Annotated in this window: 17 protein-coding genes; 3 read left to right on the top strand and 14 right to left on the bottom strand. The window is 42.7% G+C overall.

Annotated features, from left to right (window positions below):
- The 8 genes from A1232T_RS07960 to A1232T_RS07925 form a co-directional block, all read right to left on the bottom strand.
- Positions 1-642 (bottom strand): IS3 family transposase (locus A1232T_RS07960; protein ID WP_244152420.1); only part of this gene is annotated, 642 nt, incomplete at its 3' end.
- The gene (locus A1232T_RS07955; protein ID WP_077448922.1) at positions 630-1,148 is read right to left on the bottom strand and encodes a helix-turn-helix domain-containing protein; all 519 of its coding nucleotides are present in this window, start codon (positions 1,146-1,148) and stop codon (positions 630-632) included. The genes A1232T_RS07960 and A1232T_RS07955, both read right to left, overlap by 13 nt.
- Before the next feature lie 93 nt (positions 1,149-1,241).
- A complete protein-coding gene (gene argF, locus A1232T_RS07950; protein ID WP_077448921.1) occupies positions 1,242-2,162 on the bottom strand; it encodes an ornithine carbamoyltransferase in 921 nt (306 codons plus the stop codon).
- A 157-nt stretch (positions 2,163-2,319) separates the two neighbouring features.
- Complete coding sequence (gene alr, locus A1232T_RS07945) at positions 2,320-3,480, bottom strand: alanine racemase (protein ID WP_077448920.1); 1,161 nt, start codon at positions 3,478-3,480, stop codon at positions 2,320-2,322.
- Between the two features lie 130 nt (positions 3,481-3,610).
- Positions 3,611-5,254 (bottom strand): ABC1 kinase family protein, encoded by a 1,644-nt coding sequence (locus tag A1232T_RS07940; protein ID WP_077448919.1) that lies wholly within the window; start codon positions 5,252-5,254, stop codon positions 3,611-3,613.
- A 266-nt stretch (positions 5,255-5,520) separates the two neighbouring features.
- Entirely contained in the window at positions 5,521-6,231 is a 711-nt protein-coding gene (locus A1232T_RS07935; RefSeq protein WP_077448918.1) for a ubiquinone biosynthesis accessory factor UbiJ, read from the bottom strand.
- 73 nt (positions 6,232-6,304) lie between these two features.
- Positions 6,305-7,390: a bifunctional demethylmenaquinone methyltransferase/2-methoxy-6-polyprenyl-1,4-benzoquinol methylase UbiE gene (gene ubiE, locus A1232T_RS07930; protein WP_244152417.1), complete on the bottom strand. Its 1,086-nt coding sequence runs from the start codon at positions 7,388-7,390 to the stop codon at positions 6,305-6,307.
- Between the two features lie 228 nt (positions 7,391-7,618).
- Positions 7,619-8,299: a DUF8198 family protein gene (locus A1232T_RS07925; protein WP_077448917.1), complete on the bottom strand. Its 681-nt coding sequence runs from the start codon at positions 8,297-8,299 to the stop codon at positions 7,619-7,621.
- A gap of 382 nt (positions 8,300-8,681) precedes the next feature.
- Here A1232T_RS07925 and A1232T_RS07920 point away from each other — a divergent pair, with 382 nt between their 5' ends.
- Both A1232T_RS07920 and A1232T_RS07915 read left to right on the top strand, forming a co-directional pair.
- Positions 8,682-10,343: an ATPase gene (locus A1232T_RS07920; protein ID WP_077448916.1), complete on the top strand. Its 1,662-nt coding sequence runs from the start codon at positions 8,682-8,684 to the stop codon at positions 10,341-10,343.
- A gap of 236 nt (positions 10,344-10,579) precedes the next feature.
- The gene (locus A1232T_RS07915) at positions 10,580-12,193 is read left to right on the top strand and encodes an inorganic phosphate transporter (protein ID WP_077448915.1); all 1,614 of its coding nucleotides are present in this window, start codon (positions 10,580-10,582) and stop codon (positions 12,191-12,193) included.
- 110 nt (positions 12,194-12,303) lie between these two features.
- Here A1232T_RS07915 and A1232T_RS07910 read toward each other — a convergent pair whose 3' ends face one another.
- On the bottom strand, positions 12,304-12,819 hold the full coding sequence (locus tag A1232T_RS07910; RefSeq protein ID WP_077448914.1) for a hypothetical protein: 516 nt from the start codon (positions 12,817-12,819) through the stop codon (positions 12,304-12,306).
- Between the two features lie 344 nt (positions 12,820-13,163).
- Here A1232T_RS07910 and recJ point away from each other — a divergent pair, with 344 nt between their 5' ends.
- Positions 13,164-14,969 carry a single-stranded-DNA-specific exonuclease RecJ gene (gene recJ, locus A1232T_RS07905; RefSeq protein ID WP_077448913.1) on the top strand — a complete coding sequence of 602 codons (1,806 nt, stop codon included), beginning with the start codon at positions 13,164-13,166 and terminating at the stop codon, positions 14,967-14,969.
- Between the two features lie 79 nt (positions 14,970-15,048).
- Here recJ and A1232T_RS07900 read toward each other — a convergent pair whose 3' ends face one another.
- From A1232T_RS07900 to A1232T_RS07880, 5 genes are all read right to left on the bottom strand, one after another.
- Positions 15,049-15,684 (bottom strand): trimeric intracellular cation channel family protein, encoded by a 636-nt coding sequence (locus A1232T_RS07900; RefSeq protein WP_077448912.1) that lies wholly within the window; start codon positions 15,682-15,684, stop codon positions 15,049-15,051.
- 171 nt (positions 15,685-15,855) lie between these two features.
- Positions 15,856-16,293 (bottom strand): ClpXP protease specificity-enhancing factor, encoded by a 438-nt coding sequence (locus tag A1232T_RS07895; protein ID WP_077448911.1) that lies wholly within the window; start codon positions 16,291-16,293, stop codon positions 15,856-15,858.
- A gap of 28 nt (positions 16,294-16,321) precedes the next feature.
- Positions 16,322-16,936, bottom strand: coding sequence for a glutathione S-transferase N-terminal domain-containing protein (locus A1232T_RS07890; protein ID WP_077448910.1), 615 nt, complete (start codon positions 16,934-16,936; stop codon positions 16,322-16,324).
- A gap of 154 nt (positions 16,937-17,090) precedes the next feature.
- Positions 17,091-17,810, bottom strand: a complete 720-nt coding sequence (locus A1232T_RS07885) for a cytochrome c1 (protein ID WP_077448909.1) — start codon at positions 17,808-17,810, stop codon at positions 17,091-17,093.
- Complete coding sequence (locus A1232T_RS07880) at positions 17,810-19,015, bottom strand: cytochrome b (protein WP_208606930.1); 1,206 nt, start codon at positions 19,013-19,015, stop codon at positions 17,810-17,812. Before A1232T_RS07880 ends, A1232T_RS07885 begins: the two co-directional genes overlap by 1 nt.
- Positions 19,016-19,033 lie beyond the last annotated feature (18 nt).

The following is a 19,033-nucleotide window of genomic DNA, read 5'->3' as shown; positions in this document are numbered from 1 at the left end:
TCCTTTTCTACTCATGCTTTGCTTAATACCGTGCTGTTTAAGCGTCTTATTAAACGGTCTCATTTGATAGTGCCACCCTTGATCTGAATGCAGCATTAATCCGTTTTTCTGGTGCGTATCTATCTTATCTAACGCCTTATCTAGCATCTTACTAACCAAGTCATAAGTCGGTCTCTTTGAAAGCGTATAACTGATGATCTCATTGTTATAGCAATCAAGTATCGGTGATAAATACAGCTTATGACCGCCAACTTTAAATTCAGTGATATCGGTAAGCCAACGTGTGTTTGGTCGATCTGCATTAAACTGGCGCTTTAGATGGTTCTTTGCAATCTTGCCTTGTACGCCTTTATAAGAGCGATACCTTTGTCGTCTAATCCGTGCGCTTAAGTTTAAATGACGCATAAGCTTGGCAATGAGCTTGTGGTTGTGATGGCTACCTAACTGCTTTAGCGCTGCTGTTATTCTGCGATAGCCGTACCTGCCTTTATGCTGGTGATATAGCGTGGCGATACGCTGTTTTAAGTCAGTATATTTATCGCCACTATCAAGCTTTGCTCTATGGTAGTAAAAAACGCTTTTAGGCATCTTGGCGATGTCTAGCAAAGCTGATAAAGGATAATCTTGCCTTAGTCCTTCGATGAGCCTTGCTTTTTGCTTGCTTGTTCCTGCTCCCTGAGCAAGGCATCCAGCTTTTTTAGGTAAGCAACCTCCGCACGAAGATATTCATTCTCACGTTTAAGCTCTGCTAGTGTCTTTTCATCATCTGGCTTGTCTGTGATATAGGGTTTACTCATGGCGGTTCTACCTTGACGTTTAGAAGTGAGTCCAGACATGCCTTCTTGCCGATATGCTTTGTGCCAGTGGCTTATTAATGCCGGTGAGCTGATGTTGAATTTCAATGCCACCTCAGATTGACTTAAGCCTTGGCTAAGCATCGTTGTAATCACTTCGTGTTTAAACTTGCGACTATAGTAGGCTTTACTGATCTTTGGCTTTATAGCATCTATACCACCGCTTTGATATTGCTTCACCCATTTATGTACAAATTGTGGGTTTACATTAAACTTCTTAGCTGTGGCAGCTCCTGTATGTCCTTGCCTATAGTATGCTATGACTTTTATCTTAAAGTCTAGGTCGTAACGCATAAAAATACCCCATAAGTTGTGTCCAACTTATGGGGTTCAGTTCATTAGGGGCTTAGCCTTTTTATATTTATCAGCATCAACATCAGCGACAATTTAGCTTAGTTTGATTTTGTCTTGTAACAAAAATTCCATTAAAGCTTTTTGAGCATGTAAGCGGTTTTCTGCCTCATCCCAGACCACAGAGCGTGGGTCATCAAGTAGGTCGTGCGAAATCTCTTCGCCGCGGTGGGCAGGCAAGCAGTGCATGAATAAAACTTCAGGGTCTGCTTTATCTAACATAGATGGGGTAACTTGATAGGGGGCAAAACGGCGGGCGCGAGTGTTTTGCTCACTTTCTTGACCCATACTGGCCCAGACATCAGTTACGATTAGATGAGCATCTTTGGCCGCATCTTGAACGTCTTCTACTAGGCTAACACAGTGTTTGAACTTCTCCATTAAATCTGGGTTAGGCTCAAAACCGTAAGGGGCAGCGACTCTTAATTCAAAGCCAAACTGATTGGCAGCGGCCATAAATGAAGAGCACATATTGTTGCCATCACCTACCCAAGTAACGATTTTATTTTTGATGCTACCACGGTGCTCATAATAGGTCTGCATGTCTGCTAGCAACTGACAAGGGTGGAAGTCATCGGTTAACGCATTGATGATAGGCACTGACGAGTATTCAGCAAACTTCTCTACTTTCTCGTGCTCAAAGGTACGAATCATAATGATATCGACCATACTTGAGATTACTCTAGCTGAGTCTTCAATCGGCTCACCACGGCCCAATTGAGTATCTTTGGGAGATAAGAAGATGGCGTGTCCACCGAACTGGCCCATACCGGTCTCAAATGAGATACGGGTACGGGTAGAGGACTTTTCAAAAATCATACCTAGCGTACGACCCACGAATGGCTGATACACTTCGCCAGCATGTTGCATCTTTCGAAGCTCACTTGCACGCCTAATTAGGGTTTCAAGCTCGGTTGGAGATAAATCGAGTAGAGTTAAAAAATGACGCACGCTCATGTGGCTCTCTTTAAATAACGGTTAATTTAGGTAGAAGGTTTCAACAAATAAATGACTAAACTCTCAGTATAGCGAACTTTTTAGCTATGTGAAAACAGTTCGCTGTTATTTAATCTCAATGCAGTAAATCTGAACAGTCACCCGTTGCCTTTGAGGCTTAAATCACCACACGAGTGGGGCGCTGTGTTACTCGGCATAATAACTCATAGCCTAAAGTGTGCGCTGAGTTAGCAATCTCATCGACGCTAGGCTCTGACTTGTCTGGATCACCCCATAAGGTTACCTGATAGCCGACAGTAGGGTTAGGCACTTCGGTTAAATCAATGGCAATCATGTCCATGGCCACGCGTCCAATTACTGGGCATTTATAGCTTACCGCTGCTTTTGCCGCAGTGCTGTTATCACTATCGGCCTCAATAGGTTGTGGCTTAACAGTGACCCAAGCTGAGCCATCAACCACACGAGGGTAGCCGTCTCCATAACCAATGCTGACAATGCCTTTGACAATAGGGCGGTTGGCAACGAAACGGCTGCCATAGCCTACTGGAGCGCCGGCAGCAATGTTATGAATGGCCATTAAACTGGCCGAAAAAGTCATCACTGGTTTTAACTGTAATTCCTGAGCACTAATGCTCTCTAAAGGTGTACTGCCATAAAGCATAATGCCAGGACGCACCCAGTCAAAATGACACTCAGGGAAGTTGATAATACCGGCTGAGTTGCATAAAGAGGCTTTTATATGGTCATCTACCTGCTCTCTTAACTGGGTTAAGGCGTCAGTAAATACTTTAATCTGATTGGCGTTAGAGGGGTGATCAGGGCGATCTGCATTGGCAAAGTGGCTGGTTAATATGAGGCTGTATCCCGCATCAACCAGTGTTTTTGCTACCGCTACAATCTCTTCAGGCTCAAAGCCTAAGCGGTTCATGCCAGTGTTTAACTTCAGCCAGATAGTTCGGCAAGGAGAGTCAGCGGCGGGTAGGTTTTCTAAAGCCCACTGCACTTGGTTTTGATGATGAACAATGCTCTGGCATTTGGCTTCAATAGATTCCGCCCATTCTTGTTGACTAAATACGCCCTCGATAAGCACCACGCCTTTTTGCCAGCCTAAATCGCGAATTTGTTTTGCTTCATCAAAGCAAGCCACGCCTAGAGCATCTGCCTGCTGTAAACCGGGGACACAGTGCCTGACACCATGACCGTAAGCATCTGCTTTAACCATTGCCAAAACCTGGGTTTTTTCAGGGATTTTGTTGATGACTCGATTTAAGTTATGAGTTAAAGCGGCAGAGTTTAGAGTAATTGAGGCATGACGCATGGTTAACACTCACTAAGATATCTAAAGAATGGGAGTTGGGTATAAGCTGACAGCCTTATAAGCCTTAGTCATTATTTTGACAATAGTTGCTCGCTGCCAGCTTGGGTTGAAACGCAAGCTTAGACAGAATCTAGCCTAAGATACGCCACAGTACAAATAATACGGCCAATATATAAAATATCGGCGATAGCCAAGCGATAACTTGCGTGGCAATAGCTACGTTGATAACAAAGCCTGCTAGAGCGATCCAGTCTTTGCGTCTGTCATTTAGCATATCGGCGCGGATTTGCTGAATTTCACGCAGCTGCTGGTCTTGTCTTGACCCTTGTGAGGCCATACTTTGTAAGCCTTGATCTAATAGCTTTGGTACTTGAGCGGTTGATAATAATAACTCAGGAAGTTGTTCACGTAATTCACGCATATTGCGGGCAGGATCGAGCTGTTCTTTTACCCAACCGGTCAAAATCGGCTTGGCCAATGACCAAATATCAAGCTCTGGATATAAGTCGCGACCTAGACCTTCAACGTGTACCAAAGTTTTTAATAGCAGCATAAGCTGTGGCGGAATACTCATGTGGTGGCGACGAGCAATGTCTAAAATTTGCATCAATACACCAGCGAAGTCTATTTCATTAATAGGCTTCAATACCATCGGGGCAACTGTGCGGCGCATATCACGGGTTAGGGCATGCTTGTCGGTGTTTGGCGGTATCCAACCCGCTCGGCTGACAATGTCTACCAAGTTGCTGAAGTTGTTGTTCATTACCGCTAATAGCATGCGTGCCACGATCATCTGATCGTCTTTTGACAGCTCACCCATGATGGCGCAATCTAGGCCAATATATCTAGGGTAGAAGCGATACGGCTCTGGCGTATCTGCCGGCAAGGTCTCAACGAAGACGTTCCCTGGATGCATGTCGGCATGGAAGAAGTTATCGCGGAAAACTTGCGTGAAGAAAATGGTTAAGCCTTTTTCGGCTAAGGCAGCACGGTCATAGCCCAATTCATCAAACACATGAGTATGCGAGATAGGCACACCCACAATGCGCTCCATCACCATCACGCTTTTTGAGTCGGCATAAACCTCTGGCACATACATCATTGAGGAGCCTAAGAAGTTATTACGCATCTTAGTGGTATTGTCCGCCTCAAAGGTTAAGTCCAGCTCATTTAGCATGATTTGACGATAGTCTTCCACCACCTCAATAATACGCACGGCACGTGCCGCCTCTAGACGAGCAGAGGCCCACTGTGCCATGTCGCGTAATAACTCGAAGTCAGAGACAATACGCTCACGAATATCAGGTCTGACCACTTTGACTACTACCTCACGGCCGTCATGCAAGGCGGCCGTGTGTACCTGAGCAATAGAAGCGGCGGCTAAAGGCTTGGTATCAAAGCGAGAAAAAAGCTCGTTAATGGTTTTGCCAAGACCAAATTTTGGGTCTTCAATTTGGGCAATAGCAATACTGACATCGAAGGGTTTGACTCGGTCCTGAAGCTGAACCAGTTGCTCGATAATCTCAGGGGTAACTAGATCTCGTCGAGTAGACAACAACTGACCTAGTTTAAGAAACAAGGTCCCCATTTCTTCTAAAGCAAACTTCACACCATTGGGCTGATGCTTCTTACCCCAAGCTGCAGGGTGAGATTTGATCATACGTGCCACAGACTGTAGCTGGGGAGCGTCCTCTATGGGAAGGTGAGTGTCAAGGCGGTGAAGAGCGGCGATGCGCCAAAGCTCGAGTAGTCTTTTGCGATGAGATAACAGCATGTGGAGCAACCCATATCAGGAGTATAAAGAAAGCAATGACTCACTACGGAGTCTTAATCAGCTTAAATAATTGTCATTAATGATACCACGGGAGAACCATTTTAAGAATGGCTGAAGCCGGTTAGATAAGACAAATTGACTGAAATTATCTGCAAATATAAACCCATAAAAAAAGCCACCTTAAATTTAAGATGGCTTAGTTAAGTAGGTAATAGTTAAGCAGGTAATTATAGTTTTGCTTGTGAGGAGGTAAACTGGCCTCTACTTTAAGACTGGCTGTCGCCTTTAAGACGAGCCTGTTCAGCCTTGATCATCGCCAGTCGAGCTTCTTCACGCTCGATATCGGCACGTAGTTTAAGAAGCTGCTGTTTTAGATTATTGGCTTCTTGCTCTTCAACAGGGTCAGGAGGTTGATTACCCGCTACCTCATTGGCCCAGTCGGCCACATCATTAAAAGCATGCTTGGCGGTATGACGTACGTTACCTTTTAAGTACTTAATCAACAGGTTAAGCTGCATCGCAAGAGCAGGACCAATTAAAGGCTCAAGCTGGCCTGCGATATCTGGATTAAAGCCAGAAACCAGTTGTTTGACCTGCATTAAGACGCGATAATCGCCTTCAATGGGTAGGTTGCCACTGGCATCTCGCATAAGGTTCATCAGCTCAGCCGGGTTCTCCACTTTAATGGTACAGTCTGGCTGGCTACTGCCGATAGCAACGTACTCTTGCCAAGCTTGTTCTCTTTCAGAGTTGGCTGCAGTACCTGGCGTTTCAAACACACTTTCAACTTGAGAGACCGGCTCAAATCGGATGTGATCTTCGTTAAAATGCACATCAATACTAAATTCAGGCATGGCCATAGTTAAGCGTAATACTTTACCTGATAGAGGAGATAGCCCAGACTTGGTGATCTCATCACTTAAAATAGCAAAGTTTATAAGCTTTTCTATGCCGGTTAATATTAGAACTGTAATCATAAATCGCCGCCTAAAAAATTATTGAGTCTGGTAGCTGTGAAAGAGACGCCAGTACCGATTTTACTGCCGTGATTTATTTTTTAAAGCCACGGTGAACGGCTACGATACCTGCCGTTAGGTTGTGGTAATCACAGTTCACAAAGCCTGCATTTTCCATCATATTTTTCAGTGTCTGCTGATCAGGATGCATGCGAATAGATTCGGCCAAATACTGATAGCTTTCTGAGTCATTGGCCACAATCTTACCCATAAGAGGTAAGGCAGTAAATGAGTACAAATCGTATGCTTTTGATAAAGGCTCAAAAATAGGCTTAGAGAATTCCAAGATAAGTAAACGGCCACCTGGCTTAAGCACACGGTACATAGCACGTAAAGCCGCGTCTTTATCGGTTACGTTGCGTAGACCAAAGCTGATGGTTAATAGATCAAAGCTTTCATCTTCGAAAGGGGCTAGGGTTTCAGCGTTTGCTAATACGAAATCAACGTTGTTACAGCCCGAATTGATTAAGCGCTCACGTCCGACATCTAGCATGGCTGCGTTAATGTCTGATAAAACCACTCTCCCGTTACGACCCACTTCACGGCTAAATGCTTTGGCCAGATCGCCTGTACCGCCTGCGATATCTAGCACATGCTGACCGGCACGCACACCTGACAAACTGATGGTGTAGCGTTTCCATAAGCGGTGGATACCAAAAGACATCAAGTCATTCATGATGTCGTATTTCTTAGCCACAGAGGTAAATACATCGGCCACTCTTGCTTGTTTTTCCGCTTTTTTAACTTTTTTATAGCCGAAGTGAGTTTCTTCTAAGCCGTCGGTATCAGGAGTATGCGGGTTATTGATATCATCTTTTGGGTTAAAACGAGGCAATTCACGTTGGCCGGTTAACTCTTCAAAACTTTGAGTAGGCTGAATGCTGCTTGGTTCAGTTTGGTCTGCGTTAAAAGGACGGGTAGTCTGTTGGCCTTGTGGTGTGCCTTCAGGTAACTGAGAGATATCGCTAAACTGCTCATTTAATACGGTTTGCTTAGCAGAGTTAGATTGTAGCGACTGCTGCACTTTGGCATTGGTTTGATGAGTATGGTCAATGGTGTCTTGGACCAATTTAGTTTGCAGGCTTGCAGTGTCGTTATTTTGGTTATTGGGTTGGCTCATTATAGATCCTGATTTTAGTATTTATACATTAAGTATTTATTCATTAAATAGTACTGAGAGGTTAGCAATCAAGTGTAGAGTAAGTTGAGTGATTAATCTACAAGTGTAATAGGGCTATGCGCCTATTGTCTGCTTAATTGCTAACCAAAAGTAAAGGGGGCTTGATGACACTTATAATACATCAAATAGTAAAGGGCTGCTTACCTAGATAGGCAGCGGTAAGCACACTTAGGCACCGTGATGTACTTCGTCAATAATAGCAAGCTCACGCTCACAGAAAGGATCAATAAAGCTGCCCACACTCTTAAGGGGCTTCATGGCTGAGAAGCCGGCATCAATAAAGTCGTATAAAGGCTGAAGATTACGTTTGTAAGCTTGTTTTTTGACCAGTTTAAAAGACTTTTGTACGATAAATGAGTTTAAGTATTTATCACTGCGGTAGCACACTTGCTTTAAATCTTCGATTTGCTGACGACGAGCGGCCTCATCATTAACGGCCAAATAAGCTTTTTTCATATTGGCTTCATTAACCTCAAGGTCATTATCACTTAGCCACTGAGCCAATTTAAGATCAAGCTTGGTTGAGGTGATAGCAGTTTCTACACCTAAAGTCCCTGTTTCTAAAGCATTTGATGGGGCCAGTTTTTCAACTTTTTGTGCTTTTGGTACAATTTTTTCAAGCTGACTGACGATTTGATTTAAGCTATCGCCGCCGTATAAGTGGGTTAAAAAGTAGTCTGCCATCGGTTTGTTTTTTGGTTGAGAAAAAAGCTCAGCATGGGTATTGCGAATACGGTCTTTTTGCCAGCTTTGGACTTCTGCTAATTTTGTTGCAAGCTTAGGGTCATTATGATGGGGTAGCTCCCAAAACTGTTTTAACTCAACACTTAAATCGGATAGGGCAGACATAGAAAACTCCTGACTCGGGTTAGTAAATTATTTTATGTGAAAAATTTTAGTAACTATGAAAATACTAGTAACAAAGTTAGATAAAGATAAAAATTGTAGACAAAATAAAATCAATTAATCAAAAATATGCCAGTTAACTTGGTATGAGTTAAATATGAATTATGTAGCAAGCGATATTCGTTGTCATAAATCTATGGCATTGTATTTGGCGTATGCATTATAGTGATGCCAATACAATTTGGCTTTATTTTATCAAACCTAATTTTAATTGTGATAATACTATATGTAAGCGCTACATAATATCAAAGCCTACCACGAATTTTAGGTTCAAAGCCTGTATAAGTCTGATAACAGGTAGTGATTTATTTTAAAGGATGAAAAAATGTCTAAAGATAATAAGAATGAAAGCAAAGAGATGCGTATTAATGCTGACCCTTTAAGCAAATTCCATATGGATGAAGATGAGTTACGCTTAGAGCTGGTGAAGGCGCAATATGCCTTGCGTGAAACCCGTCAGCAAGGGCAAGCCACGGGTCTATTGGTACTAGTAAATGGTATGGAGTATTCGGGCAAAGGGGCAGCCGTGACTCAGTTACGCCAGTGGGTAGACCCAAGATTGTTAAACGTTGAGGCCACGATTGGTACGATACCCAGTAAATATGAGCCTATCTGGCAGCCACACGTGGCGAAATTGCCCCGTCATGGCAATATAACTGCGTACTTTGGTAACTGGTATGCTGACCTAATTGAGGGCGCACTACGGCTGATGAAGCAGGATAAGTCTGATGATAAGGAAGATGGATTTAAAACATGGGAAGTTTATCTGCGTCATCAGCTGGATTTATTGGCAGAGTTTGAGCTTGATCTAATGAACAACCACACCAAGCTATTAAAATGTTGGTTTCATATAGATGAAGATACTTTAAAGCACCGTATAAAAGACGATAAAGAAGATCCAGAATGGTTGTACCACATGGACTGGCAGAGTAAAAAGAAAGTCAAACGCTTTAATAAAATTGCCAAAGTTATCTTAAGTCAGCAGCAAGACTGGGTCATCATTGATGGCAGTGAGCCTGAAGATATTACCGAAAATAAATCGAAAAAGGATTATAAGGATCAAGGCTATTCAGAAGAAGCCAATCTGCATTTTTGCCATGAGGTGTTGCATGCCACTCAAAGCGCTTTATTAAGCAGTCATCAAAATGACAGTAAACATCCTTTGGTATCTGAAATTAGTCGTAATATCAATGCGGCGTTTTCGTGGGCAGATGTGCCAGATAAGCTAACTGATATTGATGATCCGGATATAGGCAAAACTGATTATCAAAAAGCGTTGGCTAAAAAGCAACAGCGCTTGGCTGAACTGTTACGTGCCCGAGCTGATTATAGAGGCAAAGACGGGGAGGACGAGCCCACCAACCATCATGTGATATTTGCCTTTGAAGGCATGGATGCGGCAGGTAAAGGAGGGGCTATTAAGCGGTTGGTTGCTCCATTAGACCCTCGTGAGTATCAGATTTATAATATCTCTGCCCCAAATCGCATTGAGCTGCAACACCCTTATTTGTGGCGATTTTGGAAGCGTATGCCTGAGTTCTCTCCAACCTTAAAAGAAGAGCGCTTGAGTCGAATCGCAATTTTTGATCGGACTTGGTATGGCCGCGTACTGGTAGAAAGAATTGAAGGCTTTGCCAGTGAGGCCGCCTGGCAACGCGCTTATGAGGAAATCAATCGCATGGAGCGTGATTTGGCTGCGAAAGGAACCATTATTCTTAAATATTGGCTGGCTATAGATAAGCAAGAGCAGCTAGAGCGCTTTGAGGAAAGAAAAGAGACGCCACACAAACAGTTTAAACTGACCGAAGATGACTGGCGCAATCGCGATAAGTGGCATGAGTATGTGCAAGCAGCTGCAGATATGCTGGCACGGACAAATACGAAGAATGCCCCTTGGCATGTTGTGGCTACCAATGATAAGCGAACGGCAAGATTGGCGGTATTGGACCATGCCATTGCGCAACTTGAAAAAGTGATTAAAATTTGAGGTTAAAAAAACAGCTGTTTCAAGTTCAACCTGACAAGGGTATAATAGACAGAATTTATTTATAATGGGCATAAACGCCTGTCAAATAATGCTAATAACCTTACGCTAAAATAGGCTTAAAGCCTTATGTAGCGTAGGGTTGGTAATTGTCTCGATCAAACGGACTTGTTTTAATTCATTGAAGCCCCGATTTCTCGGGGTTTTACATTTTCACCTCCGATTGGCTCAGAAATATCATGCTTCCAAAGTCAACTACACCTAGTGGTACCCACTTTAAGGGATCAGCAAAGGCTAACTACACCTTTGGTATTTTCCTTTTTGCAGTTACGGCCTACTTTATATGGTGGGGTCTAGATTATACTAACCATCAACAAACTACGCTGTTTATCGTCGCCACTGTATTTGGCATCTTTATGGCCTTCAATATTGGCGGTAACGATGTCGCAAACTCATTTGGTACGTCCGTAGGCGCAGGTACGTTAACCATCCCCCAAGCTTTAGCGGTTGCTGCTATTTTTGAGGTGTCTGGGGCAGTTATTGCCGGTGGTGAGGTTACTGACACCATTCGTAAAGGCATCGTTGATCTAGAACTCTTAGGTCCAGCAGTTACCCCTAACTTATTTATTTATGTGATGTTGTCAGCCTTGATTGCTGCAGCATTTTGGTTGCTATTTGCTACCAAAAAGGGGTTACCTGTCTCTACTACCCACTCAATTATTGGTGGCGTGGTGGGGAGCTCCATAATAATGGGTATTCAGATTGGCGGTACCGAAACCGCTTTATCAACGGTACAGTGGGACCAAGTGGGGCAGATTGCCATCTCTTGGATCCTATCTCCATTATTGGGCGGCGTCTTAGCTTACCTTCTTTATGGTCAAATTAAGGTCAATATCTTAGCTTATAACGACCGCGCAGAAGAGCGTGTGAAAGAGTTGAAAGCTGCGAAAAAAGCCCTTAAAAAGCGTCATAAAGAGTGGTTAAACGAGCTGGCTGAATCTTTGCAGATATCCTATACCTCAAAGATGGTTCGTGACCAAGAAATCTATAAAGATGAAGACACAGAGCGTGACGACTTAGAGACGGATTACTACCAAGAGCTTTATGATATTGAACGCGAAAGAGCGAGTATTGACACCCTAAAAGCATTACGTCATTGGGTGCCTTTAATTGCAGCGTTTGGCGGTGTGGTAATGACGGCTATGGTTGTGTTCAAGGGCCTAAGTAATGTGAAGATGACGCTGACTTCTTTACATGGCTTCTTGTTAATGATCATGGTGGGTGCCCTAATTTGGCTAACCACTTATATCTACACTAAGAGTATTAAAGGTAAGCAAAAAGAGGATCTAACTCGAGCGACTTTTATTCTATTTAGTTGGATGCAGGTCTTTACTGCTGCCGGCTTTGCATTTAGTCATGGTGCTAATGATATTGCCAACGCGGTGGGTCCTTTCGCTGCGATTATGGACGTTATTCGTACTAACGCTATCGCCAGTGAAGCTGCCGTACCTGCCCCTGTTATGGTTACCTTTGGTGTGGCTCTAATTGTGGGCTTATGGTTCATTGGTAAAGAAGTTATTCAAACGGTTGGTACCAATTTAGCGCAAATGCATCCAGCTTCTGGTTTCTCAGCTGAATTATCAGCAGCGGCCGTGGTAATGGGTGCTTCTATGTTAGGTCTACCAGTCTCAAGTACTCACGTATTAGTGGGTGCGGTATTGGGTATTGGTATGGTAAATAAGAACACCAGCTGGGGTCTGATGAAGCCAATTGGTCTAGCTTGGGTAGTGACTTTACCTGCAGCAGCGACCATGTCTATGATCAGTTACCTAATTTTAACCAATATCTTCTAACTGCTTAGTCTTATATCAAAACCATATGAAAACTAACAAGGCCCCCATAATTAATTATGGGGGCCTTGTGTATTCTAGCGGCTTAAATTAGCTAAGAAATCGGATAAAGATTAAACGTTTTGACTGTGCTGATTTTGCTGAATATTTTTGGCTAGCTTATAGCACTGATTGATGTGGTCATTAGCAATCTTTTTGAAAATCATATAACCCATAGTAGCCGCAACCATTTGACCGCCTAATGGAATAAACTTGGTTACTTGTTTGGCCACAATACGTCCGCCGTAACCCTGTACGGTCTTTTTCACCACACCGCGAGTGGCCATTAAGCCGGCAAAATCTACCGCACGGTTTTTCATTTCGCTCCAGTGAATTTCTTTGGCATCTAAGTCGATAGCAGATTCACGCTCAGAGATTAGACCAAAACGAGCACTGATTTCTGGAAGCAGTTGGGTTAAGATGCCAGCATCGATTGCGATGTCAACGAAAGGAACCGGGATAATGGCAGCACCTGCAGAATATTTAGCACGTTTTTTAACCATTTCTTGGCATTCTTTTTTGATCTTTTCTAGGTTTAAGTCAGGATCAATGGTTTCTGGTAGTTTTTCAGCTGCAGGAAGAGTTATCATGAAGCATCCTTATAGTAGAGTTAATGTAAGAAACTGCTATTAAGACAGATTATATAAAGACTTAATAGGAAAGCTTAGTCTTCTATTGTCTTTGAGAATTTACTGTCTTTGAAAATTTACAGTTCAATTAATAAGCTATTGGTTTATAGTAGGAATTTTAAAGAATCCTTAGTTTGACACAAGTGCGAGTTTGTATCTACAACGCCTAACCGCGTAAGTTTTGTAAAAAATTATAATTTTAATTTAAAAATTAAGCCATTGCCCTAATCGTCTTTAACTGGACTTGCTGTTTTAATTGAACTTACTGTTTCCTATCCCCCTTAATGAGTTAACTATATAAAATTATGTTGAATTTGACCCCACGATTTACTGGAAAGCTCCCTGCTGATTTGCCTGAAGGCTTACAAAATTTATATCAATACTCTCCAACTCTAACTCGCCTGTTCTTAGCCCGCGGTGTCAAAAGTAGTGAGGCTTTAGATTATGGGTTATCTACCTTGCTACCGGCTGATGGATTAAAAGATATCGACGAAGCGGTAAAGATTTTAGACACAGCCATCGAAAGTCAGCAGCGCATATTGATCGTTGGCGACTTTGATTGTGACGGCGCAACCAGTACCGCTTTAATGATGCGAGTACTGGGGGAGATGGGCGCAGAAGTTGACTTTGTGGTGCCAGATAGGTTCAAGTACGGTTATGGATTAACCCCTGAAATTGTGCAGTTGGGGATTGATGAATATGCTCCTGACATTATTGTCACCGTGGATAATGGTATTTCCAGCCATGAAGGGGTCGATAAAGCACGAGAAAATGGTATTACAGTGATAATCACTGACCACCACTTAACTACCAAACCTAACCCTGAAGCACACGCTGTGGTTAACCCCAACCAATTGAAATGTGAATTTGATAGTAAAGCTTTGGTTGGCGTAGGTGTGGCGTTTTATTTATTGGGTCGATTGTCTAAATATCGCCGTGAGGCAGGGCGCTCTAGTGCTCAGGTAAGCCGTTATTTAGATTTGGTAGCCCTAGGAACTGTGGCTGATGTTGGGGTATTAGATCACAACAATAGAACTTTGGTGGCGCATGGTTTAGCGGCAATACGAGAAGGTCGCTGTTCATTAGGCATTTTAGCCTTGCTCGAGCTTGCTGGCCGTGATCCACAAAAGATGACCGTTCAAGACTTTGGCTTCGTCATTGGACCTCGTATCAATGCAGCTGGGCGTATGGACAATATGCGTATTGGTATTGAATGCTTGATGGCAGACAGTATGGAGGAGGCAAAACGTTTGGCATTTGAGCTTGATAAGCTCAACAAAGAGCGCCGTTTTGTAGAGGGGGGCATGCGTGAGCAAGCCGATGATATCTTACGCCAGCTACAGTTATCTGATGACTCACAGTCCGCCAGTACGGATGTAAAAGATTCAGTTGAAGCTAAAACAAAGGCAAGTGGCTTACGCAGTCTTATTTTATATCAAGATGATTGGCATCAAGGGGTCATTGGTATCGTTGCCGGCCGCCTAAAAGAAACCCACTATCGACCTGCGATCGTCTTTGCTCCTGCCGATGAAGCCAAAGTCGGCGATGAGGATGCCATTAAAGGCTCAGCCCGATCTATTCCAGGGATACATATTCGAGACGCCATTGAGAGCATAGCAGAGAGCGATCCTGAACTGATTACTCATTTTGGGGGTCATGCTATGGCTGCCGGTCTAACGCTTAAAAAGAAGCATTTTGAGCGCTTTTCTGAAGCCTTTGAGCGGTTAATGCAAAGTTTAGAGCCTTCCTTATTTGAAGAAGAGCAGTTTACTGATGGGGAGCTGATAGCAGACGATTTTAGTCTGCAATTTGTTGAAGCATTAACTCACAGTCATATTTGGGGTCATGGCTTTGTGGCCCCACAATTTGATGGTCTATTTGAAGTTTTAGACAGTCGAATTCTAAAAGATAAGCATTTAAAGCTTTCTTTAAAATATCCTGGCGTGCTGTATCCGGTAGATGCCATTTGGTTTAACTACGATACAGATAAATGGGATTATCGGGCCAAAGAGGTGCATGTATTATTTGAGTTGAATATCAATGAGTGGAATGGCAATCAAAACATCCAAATGATGATCAAAGATTTGGCAGTGACTCACATAGTGCCTTAAATGCGGATTAGTTGATAACAAATAAAAAGCCTAAACTGTGACGTTTAGGCTTTTTATTGCTCTACAAACTACTAAGCTATTAATCGACTAAGCGAATAGAAGGTAGGTGCCAATCAAAGATAAGTGCCAAGATACGAACGAAAAATATAATACCCAAGGTTAATAAGTCGTTAACCCCTGGATCGACACCAAGCGCTTGCATGACAAAGTAACAGCATGAGCCAATCACGCTTGCGGTGATATAAATTTCTCTTTGTAGCACCAAAGGAATTTCATTACAAATAATATCTCGAACCATACCCCCGACAATAGCAGTACAGACCGCCATTAAAACAGCGATGGCAGGGGCAACGCCTTGGGAGAGAGCAACTTTTAGACCAATGACACTAAAAGCGGCAAGGCCAATGGCATCAAAAAACTTTAATGCAGTATCGATTTTATGATACAGATGAAAGAATATTTGCAGAATTAATGAGGTAATGGTAATTACAATGATGTAGTTTAAATCTGTCATCCAAAACAGCGGATGGCGATCGATTATCACATCACGGATGGTACCACCGCCGATGGCATTCGCCATAGAGACCAAGATACAACCTGCAATATCAAATCCCTTATGCTGGGCGAGTAGGGTGCCGGCAATGGCACAGGCAATAACCCCGACCATATCAAATAGGTAAATTAGTATGTCCGGAGTAATGTAATAACTGGGCATGTTTTATCACACAATAAGTTAATGAGGTGGTTGGTTTTTCATAACATGACAACTATTTATTGAGCGCAAATAAAAGGCCTCTAAAAAGAGACCTTTATATTATCAACGGTTTTTAAATATTAAGATAGTCTAACTTATTACAGCCAATTTTTTTGGTTGCTAGTTGACTGATTATTTTAGGATTTTTAGCCCTGCTTTTTTAGCTCGCTCAACCGTCTCTGCTTTAGAGGGAGGCTTAGGTTTAGAAGGCTCAGGCTCTTCAGGGGTAAAGTTATCATATTCTGAGGGGTCAAAAGGCATGGCAATAGACTGATTTTCTTTAGCAAAAAGTGCCATCACAGCCTGCATAGGAATCCATAACTCGCGAGACACCCCACCAAAACGGGCATTAAAATTAATGTAGTTATTGTCGATATTCATATTGCCTGTAGCTTGGCTAGCAATATTTAATACGATTTTACCATCTTGAACGTGCTCTGTTGGAATCACTAAGTTGTCTTGCGTGGCATCAACGAGCAAGTAGGGAGTTAGAGCATTGTCTTCTAACCACTCATAAAAAGCTCTGATCATATAAGGACGAGTGGGGGTCAAGTTCAGCTCTTCTGTCATAGTAACCTCTTTTATAGTTTAAATTTATTTATTCTATAGTTTGTAAAAAGCTTTCGCGCTCAAATAGGCGCTTTTGATATTCAATCAAAGGACGACATAAGTGAGTAGGCAACTCTATTTGCATCTCATCAAGCCGATATAGCATGGCGCCTAGTAATACATCACACCAGCCAAACTCATCCGACATAAAATAACTAGATTGTCCAAATACTGGAGATAAAGTCACTAAAGCATCAGATAACTTTTGATGGGCAATTTTGGCTTGTTGCGGGTTAATGCTGTCTTTATGAGTTAATAAAATACGGCCCAGCTTTAACCAGTCATTTTGGATACGCCAAGCAAGTTGTCGTTGTAGTGCTTTTTGTTTGGGACTATCAGGCAATAGCTTATGACCATGGTATCTGTCTTCTAGATACTCAAAAATGACATTTAGCTCATATAAGCTAAAGTCGCGATGTACCAAAACGGGAATGGTATTGTAAGGATTTAACTGACGTAAATCTTCTGGTCGTTCGCTATCAAGGAGCGATAAATAATACTTCACTTTTTTTTCTACTAACAATAGTCGGACTACGTGGCTATCGTAACCATCATCAGCATACAGCACAATCTGGCTGTCAGGAATGTCTTTAGGATCAATCATAGACTACATAAAGCAATGAATAGACTAGCATAGTAACCAAACTGCCTAGGTTAATCAATTGCATAATCTTTACCAAATTTAATGCATAAAAAAAGACGATAGATTTCTATCGTCTTTTACTCAGTTTTCTATGCTCATTTAGAGTAGAGAGAGATTATTTAACGTCTTTCCAGAACTCTTTGTTCAATAGATAAACTGGGATTAATAAAATCAATAAGAAGATCATCACGAAGAAGCCATAACGCTTACGGTCTTCACGAACAGGCTCTGCCATCCAAGCCATGAAGTTGACTAGGTCACCCACACGACTACGATATTCTTCTTCACCTAACTCGTTTTGTAAGTTTAGAAGTACATGAGGCATCGCTGCGTTCTGTAGTACCAAGTTGTTAGCACCCCAAGGACGGCTTGGATCTTCATAGAAGCTTAGTAAGTAGGTGTACACCCAGTCATCACTACGTAAGCGAGTCTCTAGTGATAAATCTGGTGGTGGTGCACCAAACCAACCTGCTTGAATGTCTGGGTCAACGCCATTGTCAATATGATCACCGATCTGATCTGAAGTTACCAATAGGTACTTTTCAACCAACTCAGGTGGAATCTCTAAGTCTTGAGCAATACGCGAGTGACGCACATATTTTGCCGTGTGACAGCTAGCACAGTAGTTCATGAACATGGTAGCACCGCGCTGCAATGACCCCTTGTTAGAGAAGTCAATTGGGGCAGTACTACAAGCCAGCTGCTCTTCTACACCTTCTGCGTTGGTAAAGGTACCACAGCTCTCCGCACCTGCTGCTTGGGCAGATGTGGTAGCGGCTAGTGTTAAAGCAACACCAAATCCGAAGCCGGTCAATGATTTAGTTAAAGCACTCATTAGTGACCTCCAGTAACGCGTTCAGGTGGCTGCTTACATGTCTCAATTGATGTGTAAATTGGCATCAATAAGAAATATAAGAAGTACAAGATAGTAAAGATACGACCTAGGATAGTGTTAACTGGAGTAGCAGGTGCCACACCTAAGTAACCTAGTACCAGGAAGCTAACTACGAAGATACCTAGAGCAATCTTAGATAAGATACCTTTGTAACGAATAGACTTCACAGGTGAACGGTCTAACCAAGGTAGTAAGAACAGCATGGCAATAGCGCCACCCATGGCAATAACACCACCTAACTTATCTGGAACCGCACGTAAGATTGCATAGAATGGTGTGTAGTACCAAACTGGAGCAATGTGTGGTGGGGTTTTCAGAGCGTTAGCTGCTTCAAAGTTTGGTCTTTCGATAAAGAAACCACCGCCTTCTGGGAAGAAGAATACCACAGCAAAGAAGATGATAAAGAATACCACGATACCAACCATGTCATGCACAGTGTAGTAAGGGTGGAATGGAACACCATCTAAAGGCACACCATTTTTATCTTTTAGCTTCTTAATATCAACGCCATCAGGGTTGTTTGAACCCACATGGTGTAGGGCTACTAAGTGAATGAATACCAAGCCAACTAACACAAGTGGAATTGCCACAACGTGTAGAGCGAAGAAACGGTTTAGGGTAATACCAGAGATTAGGTAGTCACCACGAACCCATTCAGCAAGGCCGTCACCAATGACAGGAATAGCAGCAGGTAAGTTAAGAATAACCTGAGCACCCCAGAATGACATGTTACCCCATGGTAGTAGGTAACCGAAGAAGCCTTCCGCCATTAGACACAGGTAGATACCCATACCAATCAACCAGATAAGCTCACGTGGCTTCTTATATGAGCCATACAGCATACCGCGGAACATGTGTAGGTAGACTACCACGAAGAAGGCAGACGCACCGGTAGAGTGCATATAACGAATTAACCAGCCGCCTTTAACATCACGCATGATGTATTCAACAGAGGCGAACGCACCTTCAGCGCTTGGGTTAAACATCATGGTTAGCCAAATACCAGTTACTAACTGGTTGACCAACACAATCATCGATAAAACACCGAAGAAGTACCAAAAGTTAAAGTTTTTTGGTGCGTAGTACTTTGACATATGATATTCATACGTCTCAGTAGCAGGGAAGCGGGCATCAACCCAACTCATCATTTTTTTACCAAAACT

The sequence above is a fragment of the Psychrobacter pasteurii genome, assembly GCF_900162815.1.
Taxonomy (GTDB): domain Bacteria; phylum Pseudomonadota; class Gammaproteobacteria; order Pseudomonadales; family Moraxellaceae; genus Psychrobacter; species Psychrobacter pasteurii.
This window is presented reverse-complemented; position numbering and strand designations above follow the sequence as displayed.